Below are 22351 nucleotides of genomic sequence, written 5' to 3'. Positions count from 1 at the left end.
TAAACTTTTACGATTTTTCCCTTGTAGCTCAATCAACGCTGTAGTATCCGCGCGCCATTAAAACCCGCAGGCGGGGTTTGGGCTTTTTGGGGGAGACATCCTTATCAGGCCCACCGGTTGGAGCATCCGCTTCTTTCACCCCCGCCGAGGCGTAAACCGGAAAAGGAAAACTTAGCATGGCTCTTCCCGAGTTCTCCATGCGTCAGCTGCTGGAAGCTGGCGTTCACTTTGGTCACCAGACACAGCGTTGGAATCCCCGCATGGGCCCGTTCATCTACGGCTCGCGCAATGGCATCCACATCATGGACCTGACCCAGACCGTTCCGATGCTGGATCAGGCGCTGCAGGCTGTGCGTGACACCGTTGCAAAAGGCGGCCGCGTTCTGTTCGTTGGCACCAAGCGTCAAGCCGCTCAGCCGATCGCTGAAGCGGCTGAAAAGTCGGCGCAGTATTACATGAACCACCGCTGGCTGGGTGGCACGCTGACCAACTGGAAAACCGTTTCGCAGTCGATCAACCGTCTGAACCAGATCGACGAAGCCATGGAATCGGGCGCCGAAGGCCTGACCAAGAAAGAGCGTCTGGGCATGGAACGTGACCAGGCCAAGCTGCAAGCTTCGCTGGGCGGTATCCGCGAAATGGGCGGCGTTCCTGATCTGCTGTTCGTCATCGACGTCAAGAAAGAAGCACTGGCCATCGCCGAAGCCAACAAGCTGGGTATCCCGGTTGTGGCCGTTGTCGACACCAACTGCTCGCCCGATGGTGTGGATTACATCATCCCTGGCAACGACGACGCAGCGCGCGCCATCGCTCTGTACTGCGATCTGGCCGCACGTGCCGCTCTGGACGGTATGACCGCTCAGATGGGTGCTGCAGGCGTAGACCTGGGTGCGTTCGAAGAAGCTCCGGTTGAAGAAGCCGTTGCCGAAGAAGCGCCCGCAGAAGACGCCGCGCCAGAAGCCGAAGCTGCGCCGGAAGCCAAAGCCGAAGCGTAAGCTGCCCGTCACGTTACTGACATATGGGGCAGGGTAGACCTGCCCCAAATCCGTTTGAATTGAGGAGAGCCAAAAATGGCAATCACAGCAGCAATGGTGAAAGAACTGCGCGACACAACCGGCGCAGGCATGATGGACGCAAAAAAAGCGCTGACCGAAACCGGCGGCAATATGGACGAAGCCGTTGACTGGCTGCGCACCAAAGGTCTGGCCAAAGCGGCCAAGAAATCGGGCCGTACCGCAGCCGAAGGGCTGGTTGCAGTCCACGTCGACGGCGGCAATGGTGTTGCTGTCGAAGTGAACTCGGAAACCGACTTTGTTGCGAAAAACGCCGAGTTCCAGGAAATGGTCGGCAAGATCGCGTATGCAGCCGAGGGCGTGGACGACGTCGATGCGTTGCTGGCTGCTGATCTGGGCGGCAAAAACGTTGCAGATACGTTGACCGACAAGATCGCCACGATTGGCGAGAACATGTCGGTGCGCCGCATGTCGAAAATCTCGGGCGATACCGTTGTATCCTACGTCCACAACGCCGCCACCAACGGCATGGGTAAAATCGGCGTTTTGGTTGCTCTGTCGGGCGGTGACGAAGCCATCGGCAAGCAGGTTGCGATGCATATCGCAGCTGTGAACCCGGCGGCCCTGTCCGAGGCGGACATGGACCCGTCGGTTGTCGAAAAGGAAAAGCAGGTTCAGATGGACATCGCCCGCGAATCCGGCAAGCCCGAGCAGGTGATCGAGAAGATGATCGAAGGCCGTATGAAGAAATTCGTCGCCGAATCGACCCTTCTGAACCAGCCTTTTGTCGTGAACCCAGACCTGACCGTGGAAGTAGCTGCCAAAGAAGCGGGCGCAACCATCACTGGTTTTGTTCGCCTTGAAGTGGGCGAAGGCATCGTGGTCGAAAAAGAAGACTTCGCAGCCGAAGTTGCCAAAGCTGCTCAGGGCTGAACCCCTGATCGGATCGGGCACGGACCCTTCCAAAGCAAGACAAGCCGGTTACGCCCCGCGTGACCGGTTTTTTTATCTCAAACTCAAAAAATGAGTTGAATGGAGGGCCCCGCATGATGGGGATGGTCGAGGCCCCCCAAATTTCTGACCAAGAGACGCGGACGAATAGGCGCCCCTGTGTCAGACTGATTGGAGAGCTTTGGTATTGCAAAGATCCAACCGAATGTTCCCTGGCTAAAGCCACCACTCACGGAACGTTACCACTCTGCAATTTTGCGCCCGGATTCGGAAAGTCATGTATTCCTTACCCTAGGTAAAGAGACACAGATTGGCTTGAAAGAGCCAACCTCAGGCCTCCATGACGAACATCTGGTTTTGTAAGGATGCCTTCAGAACGGCCTGCGCCGTCGTCTCAACCGACAAGGCCTCACGCGCCAGCCTGAGATGCTTTTCAACAGTCGCAGAGGTCAGCCCCATCAGCAACGCGATATCCTGCGTGGTCTTACCGTCTCCGACCCATTCCAGCGCCTCGCGCTGCCGTTTCGTCAGGGCACGGTTGGGCGGATGGTAGGGCAGGGTCAGAATTTTGAGATGCGCGACATTGTTCATCAGCAGGATGTCGTCGCCGTGCCTGTCCCAGATGGCGTCGACGTCAACCTGACGCTTATTCTTGGCCGAAAGAGAGATCGCGCCCTTGGACCGCATGGAAACGGAGTTAAAGCTGACCGTGTAGCCCGCCACAACGCCCTTGGATTCGTTGAAATCGCAAACCCTTTGCTCCTGAGCGGTCAGCGTGCCGCTCGCCCTCATGTCCCGTATCATGCTCCAACTGGCGGCGCCGTCATGTTCCAGCGCCCATTTCAGCATCGGCGCGTGAAAATACAGACCATCCCCAAGAAACCCGTCCATGTAAGCGCGGCAATGATTGGTCAGAATCACGAAATCCTCGGGATCACCCAGCGAGGTGGCGGTCCGGTACCGTGTGTAGCCATAGAGTAACCGGTCAAAGCCGAATGTTGCCATCTGGCGGCAATGCGCATCCCAAAGCTCTTCCAGAGATTTCGCGTAACTCACAAAGTCCAGATATTCCTTCAGCTTCATACCGCAGCTCCTGCCGAGAAGTGAGCGGCCAAAGCATCCAGCGCCAGAACATAGCCCTGCGCGCCGAACCCACAAATCTGGCCAAGCGCAACCGGAGCGACAAAGGATTTGTGGCGGAATTCCTCTCGTGCATGGATGTTGGACAAGTGAACCTCGACCACCGGCAGTTCCACCGAGGCGATGGCGTCCATCAACGCCACGGAAGTATGGGTGAAGGCACCCGCATTCAAAATCAGGCCATCCTGTGCGCCGCGCGCCGCGTGTATCGCATCCACCAACACACCCTCGTGATTGGACTGGAGATGTGAAACCTGCAGCCCGATTGATGCGCCATGGTCAACGCACATGGATTCGATCATCTGCAACGTGGTGGCGCCGTAAACCTCAGGCTGACGCGTACCCAGCAGATTCAGGTTCGGTCCATTCAATACCAGAACGTTGCGCATATCTTCACTATCCCCACTACAGGTTCATAGACGCGATTCGGTTGCTCTGTCCACCGAACATTGCCACTAAACGTTGGGGGCGTTTCCCGTGCAATTCTGAACCTCGCCCGGCGCCTCGACAGGCTGTTTATTGCTCTTCCACGATCAATACAACCTTACCGAGAGCAGAGCGTTGGGATAAAAGCTCAAGCGCCTCGGGTGCCCGCTCCAACGGAAAGCGCGCGGAAATACGCGATTTGATCTGCTCCTTTCCGTACAACCCGAACAATTCGCTGACGTTTTCGGCATGGCCATTCGGATTTTTGAAGACCGAGGCGCCCCAGAAAACGCCAACAATCTGACAGCCTTTGAGGAGAGGCAGGTTGAGCGGGATATCGGGAATGCCCGCCGGAAACCCGACGACCAGATACCGACCCTGCCATGCCATACTGCGCAGGGCGGGTTCCGCGCAGGGACCACCAACGGCATCATAGACCACGTCTACACCATTTGGGCCTGCGATGCCCTTGATTTCGCTGGCAAAAGCCTTTTGCGCATCCTTGTCCAACTCCCGTGGATAGATGATGCTGTCATCCGCACCGATCTGGCGGCAAAACTCGGCCTTTTCGGTCGAAGAGACTGCGGCAATCACACGTGCGCCCATGGCTTTGCCCAATTCGATGGCAGCAGACCCCACACCACCGGCTGCGCCCAAAACCAGCAGGGTCTCGCCCGGTTGAAGGGCCGCGCGGTCTTTGAGCGCGTGGTAGGATGTCCCATAGGTGAACAGGAAACACGCCGCGTCCTCGAACGGCATCGTGTCAGGAAACTTGATCGCTGTCGCGGCGGGGATCTTGAGATGGGTTGCGAACCCGCCGGAGCCTGTCAGAGCCAAAACGCGATCGCCGATGTCAAAGCCACTGACAACTTCGCCCAGGGCCAGGACTTCTCCGGCGATTTCGCCGCCGGGCGCAAAGGGTCGGGGCGGTTTCATCTGATACAGGTCCCGGATGATCAACGTGTCAGGGAAATTGACGCCCGCCGCCTTAACGCCAATTAGCAGTTCACCCTTGCCCGGTTCGGGATCGGGCAGGGTGGTCAGTTCCAGTGTTTCAGGTCCGCCCGGGGCGACGCTGAGTAATGCTTGCATGTTGAGCCTGTTGTCCCTGTTATTCGGTAAGGAGGAACTCTTGGTGCAGGATCGTGGGATGTCAACGGCAGGGACCGGCAAGTCCCGCAACGGCAGCTTACAGATCGTACAGGCGATCCTGACCGATCAGTCGCACCGGAGCCCGGAAAACATATTAGGAGCAGATCATGACACCCGAAACTCTCTTTTCGCTTAAGGGAAAAACCGCACTGGTGACGGGTGGCGCCACAGGGATCGGCCGGATGGCGGCTGAGGCTTTGGTCCGGGCCGGAGCGCATGTTCTGATCGCGTCGCGCAAAGGGGACGCCTGCGCCGCTGTTGCTGCTGACCTGAACGCTCTGGACGCACCGGGGCGCGCCGACGGGTTTGCGGGCGATATCGGCAACAAAGACGGCATCTACGAGCTGGTCGCCGAGATCAACGCACGGACCGAGCGGCTGGATATTCTCATGAACAACTCGGGCGTTACCTGGGGCGCACCGATGGGACAGTTTCCATATGAAGCCTGGGAAAAAGTGATGTCCGTTAACGTTGCCGGGATTTTCGAGCTGACGCAGCGACTGCTGCCATTGCTGATGAAATCCGGCACGCTGGAAGACCCCGCGCGCGTGGTCAATGTCGGCTCGGTCATGGGCGAGGTTCCAATGGGCGACGGAGCCTACAGCTATTCCGCCTCCAAAGCGGCGGTTCTGCACCTGACCAAGATCATGGCCAAAGAGATGGCGCCCTACCATGTCACGGTCAATGCGCTGGCCCCGGGGCCGTTTGTCTCGCGGATGACGGCGTTTGCCACAGCAGATGAGGAGACACGCGAGAAGGTCGGGAAATCGGTGCCATTGGGCCGTGTCGGGCGAGACGAGGATATCGCCGGGTGCATGCTGTTTTTGTGCGGGCAGGGCGGGGCCTATGTGACCGGAGCTGTGATCCCGGTTTCCGGCGGTATCAATGTGGTGACAGCGGGCAATATCTTTGCCGAGGCCTTTTGAACGGAGCCGCGCAGATGACCGACACGACCTCTTTGGATGTGGCAGCCGTGGATGCTTATCTCAGCACACATCTCAGCGGCTATCAGGGCCCGCTGGAGGCGACCAAGTTCGCAATCGGCCAATCCAACCCGACATTCGAGTTGCGCACGCCAAACAAGTCATACGTCCTGCGCCGCAAACCCGCCGGCGTGCTGTTAAAATCAGCCCATGCGGTCGACCGTGAGTTTCGCGTGCAGCGCGCGCTTGCGGGCAGTAGTGTCCCGGTTCCGGAGATGCTGTTGCTGTGCGAGGATGACGCGGTCATCGGCTCCGCCTTTTATGTGATGGAGCACCTGAGTGGTCGGGTCTTTATGGAACCCACCATGAAAGGCGAGAGCAACGCGGTCCGCACTGCCATTCTGGACGAGATGAGCCGGGTATTGGCCGAACTGCACATGGTGGACATCGACGCAGTTGGCCTGTCGGATTACGGGCCGACGGGAAACTATTTTGAACGCCAGATATCACGCTGGACCAAGCAATACAGGGCATCCGAAACCGCGAAAATCGCGGATATGGATGCGTTGATCGCAGAGCTCGAGACCTCGGTTCCCGCAGATGACGGGCAGAGAACGCTGGTGCATGGCGATTACCGTATCGACAACCTGATGTTCGAGCTGAACGGAACCAACTGCATCGGAGTGTTGGACTGGGAATTGTCCACCATCGGGCATCCTTATGCAGATTTAGCTGCCGTGATCATGCAATGGCAAATGCCCCCGGGAAAAGAGGGCCGGGGACTGGCGGGAGTGGATCGACAAAGCCTTGGCCTGCCGAGCGATCAGAGCTTCATCAATCAGTATTGTGATCGTCGCGGTCTGTCAGGGATCGACAATTTCGGGTTCTATCTGGCGTTCAACTTCTTTCGGATGGCCGGGATTTTGCAAGGCGTTTACAAGCGCGCTCTGGACGGCAATGCATCCGACCCCAAACGGGCACAGGCCTTCGGCGCCTATGTTCCCATCTTCGCGCAATACGGGTTGGCAGCGTTGAAAGGATAGTTCAGATACTGGCTGTAGGTCATTGTATTAGAATACTTTTTGCGATCATGTCGCGCTTGCCAGTTCAAGCTCCAGGTTCGCCATGCTGTTCTTGCCAAAGAACATTTCGTTGCCCAGAAACAGGCTCGGAACGCCAAAAACACCACGTCGCACAGCGGCCTTGGTTTGTTCTTTGAGCTTTTGTTTTGTGTCCGCGCTGCCAATCGCTTCGCGTATTTTTCGCACCGGCAACTCGTTTTCCTGCAAGATATCGGACAGAACACTCAGCTCGTCCACCTTTTGACCATGCACCCAAATCGCATCAAATACGGCATTTATATATTTGCTTTCCCACGGTTTTCCTGACGCAAATAAGGCCCCCCGCATGGCAAATTTCGTATTGATCGGGAAATGCGGGCTCATGTGAAAGCTCACGCCGCGCCTGCGTGCAAAACGGTGTAGATCATGGGTCAGATACGCCGTCTTCTGCCGGTTTTCGGAAAACGCCTGAAACGGGCTTTGGTTGTTGGTGGCTTTGAACACCACTGACAGAAGGACCGGCACAAAATTGATCGTCGCCTTGTGACGCGCGGCCAGGTCGGGCAAAACCTTGTAGGCCAGAAAGGCATTCGGGCTGCAAAAGTCGTAAACGAAATCGATGCTTTGCGCCATGGGGTCCTCCGGGCGGGATGCGATTGGGTGTGCAGTAACTGGCACTCAGCGAATCTGTACCACACACAGTCTAACAGCCTGAAGACGTCCGTGCTGACGGTAATCATGGTGCGAAAAATACGCGCCAAAAGACACAGTTTTCTCTTTTGTTTCAGGGATCAGGACATCAGAATTGATAAAGATCACAGGAGGTCTGAGAGGCAATGTTTCAAAGTGAGCTGACACTTGAACGCGCACGGCTGGATCGTATCCGCCCCTGGATGGACGGGTATGTGAACCAACGGAAGTATGCGGGCAGCGCCCTGTTGGTGAAACACAAAGGCAAAGAACCCTTTTTCTACGCCTGCGGCCAGCGCAGCGTCGAAAACAACCTGCCGTTCGAGCGGGATACGCTTGTGCGGATCTATTCGATGACGAAACCAGTCACATCTGTTGCCCTGATGATGCTGGCCGAACGCGGCCTGTTTCATCTCGATGCGCCTCTGTCAGAGTTTCTGCCTGCGTTTCAGAATATGCAGGCCCTGATCCCGGATGCCGAACATCTGGAGCAGACCGAAAACGCCCCGTCGCCGACGTTGCACCAGCTGCTGACCCATACCAGCGGCTTCAGCTACCCATTCAACCCGGGCCTTCTGCCCGAGGCGATGGACGGGCGAGACCTATTATTCAAGCCCAATCAGGGGGTTCTTGCGGATCGTGTCGCGGATTTGGCTCAACTGCCTCTGGCCTTCCAGCCGGGAACCCGCTGGGAATACTCGGTCAGCACTGATGTTTTAGGGCGCGTGATCGAAGTTGTGTCCGGGCAAACACTGGACCAGTTTTTTCAGCACGAAATCTTTGCGCCGCTGGGCTTGCAGGAAACCGGGTTCAGGGTTCCAGCCGGGGCAGGGGATCGGTTTGCCTCTCTGTATACGCCACTTGCCGGCGACGCGATGGATTTGAATTCAGCGCAATTGGGATCCGACACATTGCGCCTTGTGGATCATGCCGGTGACTCTCCGTTTGAAACCACCACGACGTTTTCGGGTGGTGGAGGCCTGATCAGCACAATCGACGATTACGCTGGATTCGCCGAGATGCTGCGCAATCGCGGCATTGGAAATGGCCAGCGTTTGCTGGGTACCAAAACCGTAGACTTCATGATGATCAATCACTTACCGGGCGACATTGCATCAATGGGACCGCAAAGCTTTGCGGAACAACCGATGGAAGGTGTGGGTTTTGGACTGGGCGGCTCGGTCGTGTTGAACCCGGGCAGGGTGCGCGTTCCCGGATCGATCGGAGACTTTAGTTGGGGCGGAATGGCCTCGACCTTTTTCTGGATCGACCGCGAAAACGACCTGAGCGCCGTGTTCTTTACCCAGTTGTCGCCGTCCAGTTCCTATCCGTCGCGGGCCGAACTCAAGGCGCTTGTCCTTGGAGCACTGATTGAATGATCCCGGCGCCGCTGATACCCCGTATGTGAGCCCATCCGGAGAGCGACCTATGACTGACGCTGAACGCATTCTTCTTGATCTTCTGAACATTGAACGGCTTGAGGTCGACTTGTTTCGAGGCACAGGATCGGGGGGCGAAACGCCCACGCGTATCTTTGGCGGGCAGGTCATTGCACAGGCGCTGGCTGCCGCCTACAGAACCGTGGACGACAGGCTGTGCCATTCTCTGCACGCTTATTTCATTCGCCCGGGAGATCCAACTATTCCTGTTATTTATCAGGTTGATAGAGCGCGGGATGGAGGTTCATTCACAACCCGCCGCGTGGTTGCCATCCAGCACGGCAAGCAGATCCTGAACATGTCCGCGTCTTTTCACATTCAGGACGAAGGTTGGGACCACCAGCATCCGATGCCGGAATTGAAAGCACCGGAACACTATCCGGCACGTGCGGAGCTGAGAAAGAAATATCTGGAACGTGTTCCCGAAAAATTACGCCCCGAACTGATCCGCGAACGCCCCATCGAAGTGCGCGAGGTCGATCACCTCGACCCGTTCAACCCGGCTATTTCTGATGATCGCAACCAAATCTGGTTTCGGATGGGGGCCGCTAAGTCCGCCGACGCAAAAACCCAGCACTTACTGCTGGCCTATGCCTCGGATATGAATCTCATGAGTTCCGGGATGCGTCCGCATGGACTGAGCTGGTTTACCGGTCAGGTCAACGGTGCCAGTTTGGACCACACAATCTGGTTTCATGCGCCGGTCCATTTCGAGAACTGGCATCTCTATGCGATGGATTCACCGTGGACGGGGCAGGGACGCAATTTCAATCGCGGATCGATCTATACCCAAGACGGCGTTCTGGTTGCCTCGGTTGCGCAGGAAGGTCTGATGCGAAAGGTGCAGAAACGATCTTAGTTTTCTTCGATAAACATTTGATTTAGCTTGCGCATTCCGCCCAGCCAGCGATCATAATCATCGGATTTCAACCGCATGTAGTCCAAGACCTGAGGATGCGGCAATACAAGGAATCGTTCCTCGCGGATCGCATCCACACAGGCTTGTGCCACGTCTTCGGGCTCCAGCATTCCGTCAATTGCGGCAACGGAATCCTCATGCCCGCGGGTCATTTCCGAGCGCACCGCTTGCGGGCACAAAACCGAAACGCGCAGCCCGTGATGCCCGTATGTCAGGGACAGCCACTCGGCAAATCCAACGGCGGCATGCTTGGTCACGCCATAAGGTGCTGCGCCTGGTTGGTTCAGCAAACCGGCAGCCGACGCAGTTGTCAGGATATAGCCACCGCCGCGTGCAATCATGCGGGGCACAAGGTGCCGCGCAGTCCAGACATGCGACATCACGTTGATTTTCCAGATACGATCCCAGTCCGAGTCTGGCACATCCAGGCCACCCAGCGTGAGAATTCCGGCATTTGCGCAAAACAGGTCAATAGGGCCGACAGAGTCTTCGATGTGATCAATCAGGGCCTTGATGTCATCTTCACTGGACACATCACAATGCATGGCGTGTCCGCCAATCGCATTGGCCACTGCGGACGCGCGGGCGTCATCAATATCCGCACATACGACACATGCACCTTCACGCGCAAAACGTTCCGCCAATCCCTGGCCAATACCTTGGGCAGCACCGGTGACGACGACAGTCTTGTCTTTCAGGTTCATCTAAGTTCCAATTCGGAATCCCAGCAACGCATGGTAAGTCCTTAACTTTAAATTTAAAATGCCCGGTAGCATAATTTATTTACCATAATACAAATTACGCGCACTCTAGTAGAACGCCTGCAGTCCCGTTTGCGCCCGCCCCAGGATCAATGCGTGTACGTCATGTGTGCCTTCATAGGTGTTGACGGTCTCCAGATTAACCATATGACGGATCACCTGAAATTCGAGCGAGATACCATTGCCGCCATGCATGTCACGGGCCAGGCGCGCAATATCCAGCGCCTTGCCACAATTGTTGCGCTTGACGATGGAGACCATTTCCGGCGCGGCCTCTGCCTGATCCATCAGCCGACCAACCCTTAGGCTGGCTTGCAGACCCAGAGCGATCTCGGTCTGCATATCTGCCAGTTTGCGTTGAAACAGCTGTGTTTGCGCCAGCGGTCGATCAAACTGCTTGCGGTCCAGCCCATACTGGCGTGACGCATGCCAGCAGCATTCCGCTGCGCCCATAACACCCCAGCTGATCCCGTACCGTGCACGGTTCAGACACCCGAACGGCCCCTTTAGGCCCTGTACATGGGGCAGCAATGCGCCCTCACCCACCTCGACTCCATCCAGCACGATCTCACCCGTGATCGAAGCGCGCAGGCTCAGCTTGTTCTCGATTTTCGGAGCGCTCAGACCCTTCAGGCCTTTATCGAGGACAAAGCCGCGAATTTTGCCGTCATGGGCATCGGATTTTGCCCAAACCACAAAGACATCGGCAATCGGTGCATTCGAGATCCACATTTTGCTGCCGGTCAGGCGATACCCACCGTCGATCTTTTCGGCCCGGGTTTTCATACCAGCCGGGTCCGAGCCCGCATCCGGTTCGGTCAGGCCAAAACATCCGATCCATTCGCCGCCGGCCAGTTTCGGCAGGTACTTTCGGCGCTGCTCTTCGCTGCCATAGGCATAGATCGGATACATGACCAGAGAGCTTTGAACCGACATCATCGACCGATAGCCGGAATCCACGCGCTCAACCTCGCGGGCGACGAGACCATAAGCGACATAGCCCGCGCCGATACCTCCGTAGGCCTCTGGGATGGTCGTACCCAGCAGCCCCATGTCTCCCATCTCACGAAAGATGTTCGGGTCGGTTTCCTCGTTCTCAAACGCCTCGGTGACGCGCGGCTGCAGTTTTTCCTGAGCATAGGCGCGCGCGCTGTCGGCGATCATGCGTTCGTCTTCGCTCAACTGGTCGGACAGACGGAACGGATCTTCCCATGCGAACTTGCCCAGATCAGGGGCATCCTTGGCGCGCAAGGTCGGCTTGGTTTCGGGGGCATTCATGGGGCTTCTCCGGGCTGTCAGCGTTGCTGCAACCTAATGTGGGCCGCCCGCGATGAACAGCAAGAGTTTGGCAGCGGGCTATGAGTAAAGCTCATAGTTTGAGACCTGCCACCAAGCCCCCTGCCCCTTGGCTGTTATCCCAGCGCGTAGCCTGCGCCGCGAACGGTGCGCACCGGGTCTTCGCCGCCATGCTGTGTCAAAGCCTTGCGCAGACGCCCGATATGCACGTCAACGGTGCGCGTGTCGACATAGATATCGCGGCCCCAGACGCGATCCAGCAATTGCTCGCGGCTCCAGACCCGACCGGGCTTTTCCATAAATGTACTCAGCAGGCGAAACTCGGTTGGTCCCAGTTTCAAGGGTTTGCTGTCGCGGCTGACCTTGTGTGTTTCAGAATCCAGGATGATGTCATCGAACTCCAGACGCAGACCCACCGTTGCCGGGCGCACGCGGCGCAGCTGTGTCCGCACCCGCGCCATCAACTCAACGACCGAATACGGCTTGACCACATAGTCATCCGCCCCGGTTTCCAGCCCGCGCACCTTGTCGACCTCTTCGGAGCGGGCAGACAACATGATGATCGGAATCGACCGGGTGTCGGGACGGGTCTTGAGCCGCCGGCACACCTCGATACCGCTGAGATTGGGCATCATCCAGTCCAGAACGATGATGTCGGGGCTGTCTTCGTCCACCAGCAACATGGCTTCGTCGCCGCTGCCAGCCTTGGAGACGCGAAACCCTTCTGCCTCGAGATTGTAGGCCAGCACTTCGCGTTGGGCCAGTTCATCCTCGACAACCAGAACAGTCGGTTGATCTGCGGACATGGTCTTGGTCTCCTAGACGGTTTGTGACGTGCTGTCGGCTTTGGGCCTGGGCTCAGTCGGCCGTTCGCCTGTCACCAGGTATACCACCTGTTCGGCGATGGCCGTCACGTGGTCGCCCATGCGTTCGATATTCTTGGCGATGAAATGCAGATGCATACAGGATGTGATATTGCGCGGATCCTCTGCCATGTAGGTCAGGAACTCGCGGAACAAACCGTTGTACATCTGATCGACGTCTTCGTCGCGTTGGATCACATCAGCGGCCAATTCTGCATCGCGCTGGATATACGCGTCCAGAGCGTCGCGCAGCATGACCTCAACCTCACGCGCCATACGACGCAGGGCGGCGGCGCTACCGTTGATTTCGCCGGATTCAACGAGAACGGTCGTCCGTTTGGCGATGTTTTTGGAGTAATCGCCGATGCGTTCCAAATTGGCCGAAACCTTGAGAACAGACAAAACCAGGCGCAGGTCGCTTGCCGTAGGCGCGCGCAGCGCGATCAGCCGCGCCGTGTCCTCGTTGATGACGTCTTCCAGCGCATCGATGGCCTTGTCGCCTTCCCGCACTTCTTTGGCCAATTCTTCGTCGCGTGTTTCCAGCGAACGCGCCGCAGACATGATTGCCGCCTCGACCAGGCCGCCCATCTTCATGATATGGGCCTGAATCGCTTCCAGGTCGCGGTCGAAAACGGATGCAATATGCTGTTCGCTTATATCGGTCATATCTGAATACCTGTGCTCAGCCGATCCGGCCAGTGATGTAGCTTTCCGTGCGGGGGTCTACGGGGTTGGTAAAAATCTGACCGGTCTCACCAAACTCGACAAGATTGCCGAGGTGAAAGAACGCGGTTTTCTGGCTGACACGCGCAGCCTGCTGCATTGAGTGCGTGACAATCACGACGGAATACTGAGCGCGCAGTTCGTCAATCAGTTCTTCGACCTGTGCCGTTGCAATTGGATCCAAGGCCGAACAGGGTTCATCCATCAACAGAACCTCAGGCTCGGTTGCAACCGCGCGCGCGATGCACAGACGCTGCTGTTGTCCGCCGGAAAGACCGGTGCCCGGCGCGTCCAAACGGTCTTTGACCTCATCCCAGATGGCCCCGCGCCGCAGGGATCTTTCGACGATTTCATCCAGCTCTGCCTTGTTCCGTGCCAGACCGTGAATGCGCGGACCATAGGCTACGTTGTCATAGATCGATTTCGGGAACGGGTTGGGTTTCTGAAACACCATGCCGACCTTGGCGCGCAACTGTACAGGGTCGACCCGTTTATCGTAGATGTTTTCACCATCCAGTTTGAACGAGCCCTCCACACGAGCGACGTCAATCGTGTCGTTCATGCGGTTCAGGCAGCGCAAAAATGTGGACTTGCCGCAACCGGACGGACCGATAAATGCGGTGACGGTCTTATCTTCGATGTCGACATTCACATCTTTGATGGCGTGAGTGTCGCCGTAGTAGACTTGGCAGTCACGGCACTCCAGCTTGATTTCTTTGGTGTCCACTTCTTTCTCCACTCGCGACATGACGTTCATTGGTATGCCCTCCTGTTACCAGCGGCGCTCAAAGCGGCGGCGTAGGATGATTGCGATAATGTTCATGGTCAGCAGGAAGATCAAAAGAATGATGATCCCGCCCCAGGCTTTCTCATAAAACCCGACATCGGCACGCGACGCCCATGTGTAAATCTGAGCCGGCATCGCCGAGTTGGGCTCTGTAAAGCCCGCCACGAACCCGTCCGGGTAGCCTCGGGCAACAAAACCCACCATGCCGATCAGCAGCAGCGGTGCTGTTTCGCCCAATGCCTGGGCCAGACCGATGATCGTGCCGGTCAGAATGCCGGGCGCAGCCAGTGGCAGGACATGATGGAACACCGCCTGCATTTTCGAGGCCCCTACCCCCAACGCGGCGTCACGGATCGACGGCGGAACCGCCTTGAGCGAGGCACGGGTCGAGATAATGATTGTCGGTAGTGTCATCAGTGTAAGTACCAAGCCCCCGACCAGCGGTGCCGATTGCGGCAGGTGCATGAACTGGATGAAAACCGCCAGGCCAAGGATACCAAACACGATGGACGGCACGGCCGCCAGGTTCGAAATGTTCACCTCAATCAGGTCGGTAAACCGGTTCTGCGGTGCAAACTCCTCAAGGTAGATCGAGGCCGCCACGCCGATTGGCAGTGACAGGCCGAGGACAACCAGCATCATAAAAAACGAGCCGACGACCGAGGCACCGATGCCTGCACCGCCAGGATTATCAACGCCCGAATCCGCTCCGGTGATAAAGGGCCAGTTGAACTCCTGCTTGATCACGCCGGATTCTTTAAGCGCGTCTACAATGTCCAGATCGCTTTTTTGCAGAAATCTGCTGTCCTGAATAGTTTCCCGCGAGACGCGGCCTTTGAAGTAACCATCGACCCGGCTGGAGGCCGCCAGATCAAACTCCACAGGCTGCCCCAGCATGTCCGGGTTCTGACTATAAAAGGTCCGGATAGTGCCGCCGACCTTGCCCAACAGGCGCTCGATCGCGGCCTCATCAAACTCAACACTCAGCCCCCGTTCGCCCAGCTCCTGCTTGAGCTGGGTGACAAACATATCCGAGTATGCCTGCGTCTTGAACAATTGACCTTCGGCTTCTTCCTGTTGCTGTTCCGTCAGGGTGAATTCAACGCTGACCACTGTTCGGGTAAAGGCGGGAATGCCTTCGGACAGGATCGACGCAAAGAGAACGATCAGAAAGAACAGCCCGGTCGCAATCGCGACAACACCATAGGCACGAAACCGTTTTTCGGCATTGGCGCGTTTGCGTGTGCGGGCGTCCGCTGCCGTGAGAGAGACAGTTTGCCGTCCCGATTCCGGGCCTTGCATACTTGCGTCGGTCATTCGTACTGCTCCCGGTATTTGCGCACAATGTAGAGGGCGAAGATGTTGAGGCCCAGCGTGACGATGAACAAGGTCATGCCGAGCGCGAAGGCGACCAACGCCTCGGGCGAGGCAAAGTCCGCGTCACCTGTCAGCTGGCTGACAATCTTTGCGGTGACGGTTGTCATGGCTTCGAACGGGTTGAGGCTGAGGCGCGCCGCGGCGCCCGCCCCCAGAACCACGATCATGGTTTCCCCGATGGCTCGCGAGGCCGCCAGCAGGACTGCACCAACGATCCCCGGCAAAGCCGCAGGCAAGACGACCTGTCGAATGGTCTCCGATTGCGTCGCGCCAAGGCCATAAGAGCCGTCGCGCATCGCCTGTGGAACTGCATTGATGATGTCGTCCGACAACGAGGACACGAAGGGAATAAGCATGATACCCATGACCAGCCCCGCCGTCATCACGGCAGTGCCGGCTTTCATCCAGCCCAGCCCGTCATCGCCAAACACGTCCAGCAACAGCGGCCCGACGGTCAGCAAGGCAAACAGACCGTAAACGATGGTTGGGATACCAGCCAAAACCTCCAGCAACGGCTTGGCGAAGGACCGCACGCGCGGAGACGCATATTCGCTGAGATAGATCGCGGCGAACAGACCGATAGGTACGGCCACCAAAAGGGCGACAATGGAGATGTAAAGCGTCCCCCACAGCAACGGGATGATGCCAAGAGCGGACGAGCCGCCGCGACCCGAGAAACTGGGTGACCATGTCAGACCAAAGAAGAAATCCGCCGCGGGATAAAGCTTGAAGAATTCCCACGTGTTGAAGACCAGGGACAGAATAATTCCAACAGTTGTGAGGATGGCAATTGACGCGGCACCCAGAAGAATGATGCGCACCCCCTGTTCAACGACGTTTCGCGCCCGGTAATCCGCATGCGTTTGGAACCAACTGAACGCGACACCGGCCAGAGCCACCACAATCACGGCAATCGTCATGAACGAATAACCGGTCGCGGTCATGATCCGATAGCTCTGCGCAGCGCGCAGCACCGGCTGGGTAATACTTGAGGTGACGACCTGCCCCGCATCCTTGAGGCGCTGGGTCATGTCGGTCACGTCGGCGCGGGCGCTCCGCGCAAGCTCCTCAGGAATACTTCCCTGTGCCACGGCATTGTCCAACCCCGATGCGGTACGACGCACTTCCGCCATGACAAGGCTGAGGGACGAGCCTTCTTGGACCGAAGACTCTGGGATCATGTCCGAAATCTGAGAATTTACGTAAAGCGGCTGCACCAGGAGCCACAGGATCAGCAGACCAATCGCGGGCACCACCGTCTTAAGTGCCACGTTTGCACCGTAGAAATTCGGCAAGGAATGCAGGTCCCGGCTTTCGCCTCCGGCGCTTTGAAGTGCGCGAGACCGGCCCAGCACATAACCGATTGCTGCGATCGCAATGACGATCAAGACTAGCCAAAGTGTCGGCATGTCGCCCTCACTGGTCTGATATGGGAATTCAAGAAGGCGGGCGTGGGGGCGACAATTCAGGCCGCCCCCGGCATTTCAAACCAAGGTCGGGTTTAGCTGCCCGAGCCCATGGTTTTTTCGTTGGCAATCGCGTCTTGGGTCGACGCCAGCTCGGGGTCGGCAACCAGGCCATAGTTGGCCAGCGGGCCCGAACCGCCAGCGATTTCGTCAGCGACGAAGAACTGAGCGTACTCTTTCAGGCCGGGGATCACGCCGATATGCGCTTTCTTGACGTAGAAGAACAGCGGGCGCGACACAGGGTACTCACCGGACGCGATGGTCTCGGTCGAAGGCGCGATGCCACCCATTGTCGCCACTTTCAGCTTGTCGGTGTTGTTCTCGTAGAATGCCAGACCAAACACGCCGATACCGTTCGGGTTGGTGTCGATACGGGCCAGAGTTTCGGTGTAGTCACCGTCGATGTCGACCGACTTGCCGTCTGTACGAACGTCGAGGCAGGCATCTTCGGCGTCATCTTCGCTCATGCCGCCGGCGATCATGGCTTCCATGGCACCAGTGGTTTCGCAACCGGCCAACAGAACCTTGTCTTCGAAGACTTCGCGGGTACCGTGCTTGGTGCCCGGGATGAACATCGCGATTTCAACATCCGGCAGGTCGCCGTTGAACTCGGCCCAGGTGTTGTAGCTGTTGTCGGCCAAAGCACCGTCTTTCATGACCTTGGCGCCGATTGCATTGTAGATGTCTGCCGGCTCGAATGCGGTGAACGCCGGGCCGGTCTGCTGGCTGGCAAAGACAATGCCGTCATAGCCGATGCGGACTTCCATAATGTCTGTCACGCCGTTGTCGGCACAGGCCTTGATTTCTTTTTCACGAATGGCGCGCGACGCGTTTGCGACGTCGATGGTGTTTTCGCCAACGCCTTCGCAGAAACGCTTCAGACCGGCAGACGATCCACCGGATTCAACAACAGGTGTCGGGAAGTCGGTGTTTTCACCAAACAGTTCCGCAACGATCGAAGCATAAGGCAGCACAGTCGAAGAACCGGCAACTTGAACCTGATCACGCGCAGCAGCGGTTGTGGCCGAAACGGCAGCGATGGCAAGAGCCGAAGCCGACAGTTTTACAAAGGACATTTCAGTCTCCCTGAAGAAGTACACTCTGATCACCCCCATGATGATCCTGCGCGCACCCCTATGGATTGCGCGTAAGTCTTTTGTGACACCTGTGTAACAGTATTATGACAACCGAAGAATTAGGTTGGCTGACCAGCCGTCAGCCTCGACCCGTCGGACTGGCGTGTGCGTTTCTTCTGTCGCGTCCCGCGCGGTTATCGGGGCAAAATCACAGTGAAAACTGACCCTTTGCCCAGGTCGCTTTCGACGCGCAGCCGCCCGCGGTGTCGGTTGACGATGTGTTTGACAATGGCCAGACCCAGCCCGGTCCCACCCAACTCGTGCGAGCGATGACTGTCGGCCCGATAGAATCGCTCTGTCAGGCGTGGCAGATGAACCGCATCAATGCCCGGACCCTTGTCGATGATCTGAACGCGAACAGCAGGGCCGCGCATCGCGGTATCGCGCTCGGACGAGGTTACGCGCACCTCGACGCTGCCGCCGCTGCCGCCGTATTTGATCGCGTTTTCTATCAGATTGGTAAAGACCTGACGCAATTGATCACTGTCACCTGTCAACGACACAGGCCCTTGAGGCGCATCCATAGACAGGGTCACATGTGCGTCTTCGGCCAATGGGCGCAGCGAGGTCAGGGTGGATTGCAACAGCCCCGTCAACTCCAGCTGTTCCTTGGGGCGCACACGCTCTTCACTTTCGACCCGGTTCAGAGACAGAAGATCGCCGACCAGACGATTCATCCGGTTGGCCTCTTCGGTCATGATCTGCAGAAACCGTTCCCGCGCGGGGGCGTCATCGCGCGCCGGGCCGCGCAAGGTTTCAATGAAGCCCATCAAGGCGGTCAGGGGCGTGCGCAATTCGTGGCTGACATTGGCCACGAAGTCCCGGCGCATTTGACCGGCCTGTTCCAGTTGCGTCACGTCCTGAAAGATCACGATCACAGCACCGCCGGACACGGCACCGACCCCGGTCATATAGCGGCAATGCACTTCAAAGGTCGTGTCCTGCGCGCCGTCATTCGACAAGTGCCGGGTTTTTGCCGGTCCTTTGGTGCGCAGACTTTGTTCCAGCGCCTCAATCACCTGCGGTTGCCGCAATATGGTTGCGAAATGACGGCCCTGGATGTTTTGACCCAACAGCGTTTTCGCGTCGGTGTTGGCGGAAATGATCCGCTCGGTCTGATCCACCATCAGCGCGGGCATGGGAACGGCTGAAACAAATTCAGCGAGCAGATCTTCAGACATGGTCTTGTACCCTGTTGGCCCGGGTGTGTCAGGAAACCGGCGTCAAAGTCTCGCGAAACTTGCGCATGTTCTCTTGGTAGTGCAACGCGCTGAAGGTGATTTTTTGCGCCGCCGCCGCGTCCAGTTGCCGGACAGTCTTGCCCGGCGCCCCCATGACCAGCGAATTGTCAGGGATTTCCTTGCCTTCTGTGATCAGCGCCCCTGCCCCGATCAGACAGTTTTTCCCGATCTTTGCGCCGTTCAGGACAATGGCGCCCATCCCAATCAGAGAGTTTTCGCCAATCGTGCAGCCGTGCAGCATGACCTTGTGACCGATGGTGCAATTGGCGCCAATGGTGAGCGGAAAGCCCAGATCGATATGCATTACGCAGTTTTCCTGCACGTTGCTACCCGCGCCCACGCGAATTTCTTCGTGATCGGCCCGGATTGTGCAGCCGAACCAGACCGAGGCCCCCTTCTCCAGCACGACCTGACCGATCAGATTGGCATCCGGCGCAACCCAGGTGTCTTCGTGGATCTGGGGCGTATGGTTACCCAGGGCGTAAATCGTCATGACAATCCCTCAAATTCATTCTGCAGCTTTCGGACATGATCCTGCAGCGTTGGCTGCTGAATCCGGCGCATCCGCTCGGCGCTGACGATTGTTTTCAGCTTTTCCTCGGTCGCATCCAGATCATCGTTGACCAGAACATAATCATAGTATCCCCAGTGACTGATCTCGTCCCAGCTTTTGAGCATGCGCTTGGCGATCACATCTTCGCTGTCCTGACCACGAGTTTCCAACCGGCGGCGCAGTTCCGGGATCGAGGGCGGCAGAATAAAGATCGACAAAGCATGTTTGCCAAGGTCCGAGTTACGGATTTGCAGATCACCCTGCCAGTCTACATCGAACAGAACATCCCGACCGTCGTTGATCGACTCGCGCACTGGCGCGATGGGCGACCCGTAGAAGTTACCGAAAACATGGGCATGTTCCAGCATCTGCCCGTCAGTCACCTGCTGTTTGAACGCATCTTCCGTCAAAAAGTAGTATTCGCGCCCCTCTTCCTCGCCCGGTCGCGGCGCGCGGGTCGTGGCCGACACCGAAAACTCCAGATCGGTATCCCAGTCCATCAGCCGTCGGGCCAGCGTGGATTTGCCCGCCCCGGACGGCGATGACAGGATGATAAGTAGGCCCCGGCGATCCGCCATTTCAGTTGTTCCCATATCTATTCAACGTTTTGCACCTGCTCGCGCATCTGATCGATCACCGCTTTCAGCTCCAGCCCGATTGAGGTCAGATCCGGGCTTTGCGCCTTTGAACACAAGGTGTTGGTTTCGCGATTGAACTCCTGCATCAGAAAATCAAGCTTGCGGCCCACCGCCCCGTCCTGTGTCAGCAATTCGCGCGCAGCTGCAACATGGGCGATCAGACGATCGATCTCTTCGGTGATGTCAGCCTTGACAGCGATCAGTGCCAGTTCCTGCGCCACCCTGTCCGGATCGGCGCCTTGCGCATTGTCCAGAACGCGCGCAAGGTTGACGCGCAACGCCTCGGCCATGTTGTCCTTGCGCTGTTCCGCCAGATCGGCGGCTTGCGCGGTCAGCCCTGCAACCTGATCCAGTTGGGCCTCCAGCACCCCGGCCAGAGCCGCGCCTTCGGATTGGCGCATGTCTATAAACGCGCTCAACAGCCCATCGAATTCGGTCGTCAGATGCGCAACCAGCGGCGCCGGATCATCCGCGTCGGTACCTGCATCCATCATGCCCTTCATGGCCAGCAGATCGGTTGCGCGAGACGGCGCAAGGGTCACACCGCGCGCTGCAGCCATATCCTGCGTCCGGACCAAGGCGTCCAGGGCAGCGGCCATCGCAGGTTCGTTCAGGTCCAACGCGGGGGCTGTTTCCTCGCGACTCAGGCGCAGCGACAGGGTCACGTTGCCCCGGCTCAGAGACTTTGACAGCGTGCCCCTGAGGGCGGCCTCCAACCCGGTCAGCCATTCCGGAACCCGCAGACGCATGTCGAGGCCCTTGCCGTTCACGCTGCGCAATTCCCATGCCCAGCTGTGCGGCCCAAACGCCCCCTTCCCCGAGGCGAACCCGGTCATGGATCTGATCATGACTGCCCTCTCTTCCTTGCCTTTTTGCTGCCCGCCTGCCGCACCTAATGCCATTGACCAGTGCAGGGCAAGACTTAGCTGACACCGCGATTGTTCCGCAGAAGTTAACCATTCGTTAAAGAATTACTCCAAAATTGTGTTAACCCGTGTCAATCTGGCGCCAGTAAAGGGGATCGGGCCGTGGGTGGTCTTGATAGATCGCATTTTAGGAAAATCGCGATTGATTGACGGTAGGGTGATGGAGATGAAGACCTTTTTCGGGACTGGTTCCGGGTCAGGATTTGGAAAGATCGTTGCAATGGATCGCTTTGACAGTGGGCGCAGCCTCACTCCGATCCGTCAGGCTGAGGCGTATTGGACCGCTTTGTTGAAAGGTGACGGGGTCCCGTCACGGTCGCAGGTCGACCCGCGCGGTCTGGAGAATGTTCTGGAATACACGTTTATTCTGGAACGCATCGCCCCCGGCCTTGCCCGGTTTCGGCTGGCCGGTAGTCATCTGAACAAACTGGCGGGGATGGAAGTTCGGGGCATGCCGGTGACCGCCTTTTTCGATCCAAGTTCGCGCTCGGGTCTCAAGGACGTTCTGGAACAGGTTTTTGCCACACCGGCCATCGCCGAATTGGGTTTGATCTCCGGAGGTAATCTGAGCCGCGCGCGTCTACAGGCCCGGATGATCCTGCTGCCGCTGAAAAGCGACCTGGGGGATGTGAGCCGGATTCTGGGGGTGATGGTCAGTGATGGCGCCATAGGCGCAACGCCACGCCGGTTTGCGCTGGCCGATCAGCGTGTGCGAGCTGTGTCTGATATTCAGGCCCCAGCGCGATCCGCCCCGCAGGAAAACGCGGGATTTGCCGAGGACCAAAGCGAGTTCACGCGACCTGCCCGTCATTTGCGCCTTGTTGTGTCCCGAGACGAATGACCAAGCAAAAACGGCGGGCCAATGACCCG

24 protein-coding genes are annotated in these 22351 nt (G+C 57.7%); 7 read left to right on the top strand and 17 right to left on the bottom strand.

The window, feature by feature from the left end; genetic code table 11:
- Positions 1–28 precede the first annotated feature (28 nt).
- Positions 29–178: a hypothetical protein gene (locus ACR3ES_RS13785; RefSeq protein ID WP_170430509.1), complete on the bottom strand. Its 150-nt coding sequence runs from the start codon at positions 176–178 to the stop codon at positions 29–31.
- On the opposite strand from ACR3ES_RS13785, the gene rpsB reads away from it, so the two are divergent.
- Positions 177–995 carry a 30S ribosomal protein S2 gene (gene rpsB / locus ACR3ES_RS13780; protein WP_170430511.1) on the top strand — a complete coding sequence of 273 codons (819 nt, stop codon included), beginning with the start codon at positions 177–179 and terminating at the stop codon, positions 993–995. The two genes, ACR3ES_RS13785 and rpsB, sit on opposite strands and share 2 nt — an antisense overlap.
- Positions 996–1070: 75 nt before the next feature.
- Positions 1071–1946, top strand: coding sequence for a translation elongation factor Ts (gene tsf, locus ACR3ES_RS13775; protein WP_170430513.1), 876 nt, complete (start codon positions 1071–1073; stop codon positions 1944–1946).
- A gap of 348 nt (positions 1947–2294) precedes the next feature.
- On the opposite strand, the gene ACR3ES_RS13770 is transcribed toward tsf, so the two are convergent.
- From ACR3ES_RS13770 to ACR3ES_RS13760, 3 genes are all read right to left on the bottom strand, one after another.
- A complete protein-coding gene (locus tag ACR3ES_RS13770) occupies positions 2295–3047 on the bottom strand; it encodes a LuxR family transcriptional regulator (protein ID WP_170430515.1) in 753 nt (250 codons plus the stop codon).
- Complete coding sequence (gene aroQ / locus ACR3ES_RS13765) at positions 3044–3493, bottom strand: type II 3-dehydroquinate dehydratase (protein ID WP_170430517.1); 450 nt, start codon at positions 3491–3493, stop codon at positions 3044–3046. The genes ACR3ES_RS13770 and aroQ overlap by 4 nt, the downstream gene beginning before the upstream one ends.
- A gap of 127 nt (positions 3494–3620) precedes the next feature.
- On the bottom strand, positions 3621–4622 hold the full coding sequence (locus ACR3ES_RS13760; protein WP_170430519.1) for an NADPH:quinone oxidoreductase family protein: 1002 nt from the start codon (positions 4620–4622) through the stop codon (positions 3621–3623).
- A gap of 167 nt (positions 4623–4789) precedes the next feature.
- On the opposite strand from ACR3ES_RS13760, the gene ACR3ES_RS13755 reads away from it, so the two are divergent.
- Both ACR3ES_RS13755 and ACR3ES_RS13750 read left to right on the top strand, forming a co-directional pair.
- Positions 4790–5608, top strand: a complete 819-nt coding sequence (locus tag ACR3ES_RS13755; protein ID WP_170430521.1) for an SDR family oxidoreductase — start codon at positions 4790–4792, stop codon at positions 5606–5608.
- A gap of 14 nt (positions 5609–5622) precedes the next feature.
- Positions 5623–6648, top strand: coding sequence for a phosphotransferase family protein (locus ACR3ES_RS13750; protein WP_170430523.1), 1026 nt, complete (start codon positions 5623–5625; stop codon positions 6646–6648).
- A gap of 45 nt (positions 6649–6693) precedes the next feature.
- On the opposite strand, the gene ACR3ES_RS13745 is transcribed toward ACR3ES_RS13750, so the two are convergent.
- Positions 6694–7299 (bottom strand): 2-hydroxychromene-2-carboxylate isomerase, encoded by a 606-nt coding sequence (locus ACR3ES_RS13745; protein ID WP_170430524.1) that lies wholly within the window; start codon positions 7297–7299, stop codon positions 6694–6696.
- A gap of 203 nt (positions 7300–7502) precedes the next feature.
- On the opposite strand from ACR3ES_RS13745, the gene ACR3ES_RS13740 reads away from it, so the two are divergent.
- Both ACR3ES_RS13740 and ACR3ES_RS13735 read left to right on the top strand, forming a co-directional pair.
- A complete protein-coding gene (locus tag ACR3ES_RS13740) occupies positions 7503–8735 on the top strand; it encodes a serine hydrolase domain-containing protein (protein WP_170430526.1) in 1233 nt (410 codons plus the stop codon).
- A gap of 49 nt (positions 8736–8784) precedes the next feature.
- Positions 8785–9654, top strand: a complete 870-nt coding sequence (locus ACR3ES_RS13735; protein WP_170430528.1) for an acyl-CoA thioesterase — start codon at positions 8785–8787, stop codon at positions 9652–9654.
- On the opposite strand, the gene ACR3ES_RS13730 is transcribed toward ACR3ES_RS13735, so the two are convergent.
- The 12 genes from ACR3ES_RS13730 to ACR3ES_RS13675 all read right to left on the bottom strand — a co-directional run bounded on the left by ACR3ES_RS13730 (position 9651) and on the right by ACR3ES_RS13675 (position 21403).
- The gene (locus ACR3ES_RS13730; protein WP_170430530.1) at positions 9651–10418 is read right to left on the bottom strand and encodes an SDR family oxidoreductase; all 768 of its coding nucleotides are present in this window, start codon (positions 10416–10418) and stop codon (positions 9651–9653) included. The genes ACR3ES_RS13735 and ACR3ES_RS13730 overlap by 4 nt on opposite strands.
- Before the next feature lie 105 nt (positions 10419–10523).
- Entirely contained in the window at positions 10524–11753 is a 1230-nt protein-coding gene (locus ACR3ES_RS13725; RefSeq protein WP_170430532.1) for an acyl-CoA dehydrogenase, read from the bottom strand.
- Between the two features lie 134 nt (positions 11754–11887).
- Complete coding sequence (phoB, locus tag ACR3ES_RS13720) at positions 11888–12577, bottom strand: phosphate regulon transcriptional regulator PhoB (protein ID WP_170430534.1); 690 nt, start codon at positions 12575–12577, stop codon at positions 11888–11890.
- 12 nt (positions 12578–12589) lie between these two features.
- On the bottom strand, positions 12590–13291 hold the full coding sequence (gene phoU / locus ACR3ES_RS13715) for a phosphate signaling complex protein PhoU (RefSeq protein ID WP_170430635.1): 702 nt from the start codon (positions 13289–13291) through the stop codon (positions 12590–12592).
- 25 nt (positions 13292–13316) lie between these two features.
- The gene (gene pstB / locus ACR3ES_RS13710; RefSeq protein ID WP_170430536.1) at positions 13317–14114 is read right to left on the bottom strand and encodes a phosphate ABC transporter ATP-binding protein PstB; all 798 of its coding nucleotides are present in this window, start codon (positions 14112–14114) and stop codon (positions 13317–13319) included.
- A gap of 15 nt (positions 14115–14129) precedes the next feature.
- Positions 14130–15461, bottom strand: a complete 1332-nt coding sequence (gene pstA / locus ACR3ES_RS13705; RefSeq protein ID WP_480425489.1) for a phosphate ABC transporter permease PstA — start codon at positions 15459–15461, stop codon at positions 14130–14132.
- Positions 15458–16930: a phosphate ABC transporter permease subunit PstC gene (pstC, locus tag ACR3ES_RS13700; RefSeq protein WP_170430539.1), complete on the bottom strand. Its 1473-nt coding sequence runs from the start codon at positions 16928–16930 to the stop codon at positions 15458–15460. Before pstC ends, pstA begins: the two co-directional genes overlap by 4 nt.
- Before the next feature lie 92 nt (positions 16931–17022).
- Complete coding sequence (locus ACR3ES_RS13695; protein WP_170430541.1) at positions 17023–18063, bottom strand: substrate-binding domain-containing protein; 1041 nt, start codon at positions 18061–18063, stop codon at positions 17023–17025.
- A gap of 194 nt (positions 18064–18257) precedes the next feature.
- A complete protein-coding gene (locus tag ACR3ES_RS13690; RefSeq protein WP_170430543.1) occupies positions 18258–19304 on the bottom strand; it encodes an ATP-binding protein in 1047 nt (348 codons plus the stop codon).
- Positions 19305–19332: 28 nt separating this feature from the next.
- On the bottom strand, positions 19333–19857 hold the full coding sequence (locus ACR3ES_RS13685; protein ID WP_170430545.1) for a gamma carbonic anhydrase family protein: 525 nt from the start codon (positions 19855–19857) through the stop codon (positions 19333–19335).
- Entirely contained in the window at positions 19854–20495 is a 642-nt protein-coding gene (gmk, locus tag ACR3ES_RS13680; protein WP_170430547.1) for a guanylate kinase, read from the bottom strand. The genes ACR3ES_RS13685 and gmk overlap by 4 nt, the downstream gene beginning before the upstream one ends.
- A gap of 17 nt (positions 20496–20512) precedes the next feature.
- Positions 20513–21403 (bottom strand): YicC/YloC family endoribonuclease, encoded by an 891-nt coding sequence (locus ACR3ES_RS13675; RefSeq protein WP_170430549.1) that lies wholly within the window; start codon positions 21401–21403, stop codon positions 20513–20515.
- A 298-nt stretch (positions 21404–21701) separates the two neighbouring features.
- Here ACR3ES_RS13675 and ACR3ES_RS13670 point away from each other — a divergent pair, with 298 nt between their 5' ends.
- The gene (locus ACR3ES_RS13670; protein WP_480493352.1) at positions 21702–22322 is read left to right on the top strand and encodes a PAS domain-containing protein; all 621 of its coding nucleotides are present in this window, start codon (positions 21702–21704) and stop codon (positions 22320–22322) included.
- The last annotated feature ends 29 nt before the right edge of the window (positions 22323–22351 follow it).

The organism is Ruegeria sp. B1, assembly GCF_056535885.1.
The sequence above is the reverse complement of the archived record's forward strand: the minus strand, read 5'-3'. Positions and strand labels throughout refer to the sequence as shown.

What these genes read in the sequence shown, in the direction of transcription:
- ACR3ES_RS13740 (WP_170430526.1), top strand. Translation starts at nt 7,503, where the DNA reads ATGTTTCAAAGTGAGCTGACACTTGAACGCGCACGGCTGGATCGTATC.
- ACR3ES_RS13755 (WP_170430521.1), top strand. Translation starts at nt 4,790, where the DNA reads ATGACACCCGAAACTCTCTTTTCGCTTAAGGGAAAAACCGCACTGGTG.
- ACR3ES_RS13670 (WP_480493352.1), top strand. Translation starts at nt 21,702, where the DNA reads ATGGATCGCTTTGACAGTGGGCGCAGCCTCACTCCGATCCGTCAGGCT.
- ACR3ES_RS13760 (WP_170430519.1), bottom strand. Translation starts at nt 4,622, where the DNA reads ATGCAAGCATTACTCAGCGTCGCCCCGGGCGGACCTGAAACACTGGAA.
- phoB (WP_170430534.1), bottom strand. Translation starts at nt 12,577, where the DNA reads ATGTCCGCAGATCAACCGACTGTTCTGGTTGTCGAGGATGAACTGGCC.
- ACR3ES_RS13690 (WP_170430543.1), bottom strand. Translation starts at nt 19,304, where the DNA reads ATGTCTGAAGATCTGCTCGCTGAATTTGTTTCAGCCGTTCCCATGCCC.
- ACR3ES_RS13770 (WP_170430515.1), bottom strand. Translation starts at nt 3,047, where the DNA reads ATGAAGCTGAAGGAATATCTGGACTTTGTGAGTTACGCGAAATCTCTG.
- ACR3ES_RS13685 (WP_170430545.1), bottom strand. Translation starts at nt 19,857, where the DNA reads ATGACGATTTACGCCCTGGGTAACCATACGCCCCAGATCCACGAAGAC.
- ACR3ES_RS13750 (WP_170430523.1), top strand. Translation starts at nt 5,623, where the DNA reads ATGACCGACACGACCTCTTTGGATGTGGCAGCCGTGGATGCTTATCTC.
- ACR3ES_RS13745 (WP_170430524.1), bottom strand. Translation starts at nt 7,299, where the DNA reads ATGGCGCAAAGCATCGATTTCGTTTACGACTTTTGCAGCCCGAATGCC.
- gmk (WP_170430547.1), bottom strand. Translation starts at nt 20,495, where the DNA reads ATGGCGGATCGCCGGGGCCTACTTATCATCCTGTCATCGCCGTCCGGG.
- ACR3ES_RS13695 (WP_170430541.1), bottom strand. Translation starts at nt 18,063, where the DNA reads ATGTCCTTTGTAAAACTGTCGGCTTCGGCTCTTGCCATCGCTGCCGTT.
- ACR3ES_RS13785 (WP_170430509.1), bottom strand. Translation starts at nt 178, where the DNA reads ATGCTAAGTTTTCCTTTTCCGGTTTACGCCTCGGCGGGGGTGAAAGAA.
- aroQ (WP_170430517.1), bottom strand. Translation starts at nt 3,493, where the DNA reads ATGCGCAACGTTCTGGTATTGAATGGACCGAACCTGAATCTGCTGGGT.
- tsf (WP_170430513.1), top strand. Translation starts at nt 1,071, where the DNA reads ATGGCAATCACAGCAGCAATGGTGAAAGAACTGCGCGACACAACCGGC.
- ACR3ES_RS13730 (WP_170430530.1), bottom strand. Translation starts at nt 10,418, where the DNA reads ATGAACCTGAAAGACAAGACTGTCGTCGTCACCGGTGCTGCCCAAGGT.
- pstB (WP_170430536.1), bottom strand. Translation starts at nt 14,114, where the DNA reads ATGAACGTCATGTCGCGAGTGGAGAAAGAAGTGGACACCAAAGAAATC.
- ACR3ES_RS13675 (WP_170430549.1), bottom strand. Translation starts at nt 21,403, where the DNA reads ATGATCAGATCCATGACCGGGTTCGCCTCGGGGAAGGGGGCGTTTGGG.
- ACR3ES_RS13735 (WP_170430528.1), top strand. Translation starts at nt 8,785, where the DNA reads ATGACTGACGCTGAACGCATTCTTCTTGATCTTCTGAACATTGAACGG.
- ACR3ES_RS13725 (WP_170430532.1), bottom strand. Translation starts at nt 11,753, where the DNA reads ATGAATGCCCCCGAAACCAAGCCGACCTTGCGCGCCAAGGATGCCCCT.
- pstA (WP_480425489.1), bottom strand. Translation starts at nt 15,461, where the DNA reads ATGACCGACGCAAGTATGCAAGGCCCGGAATCGGGACGGCAAACTGTC.
- pstC (WP_170430539.1), bottom strand. Translation starts at nt 16,930, where the DNA reads ATGCCGACACTTTGGCTAGTCTTGATCGTCATTGCGATCGCAGCAATC.
- rpsB (WP_170430511.1), top strand. Translation starts at nt 177, where the DNA reads ATGGCTCTTCCCGAGTTCTCCATGCGTCAGCTGCTGGAAGCTGGCGTT.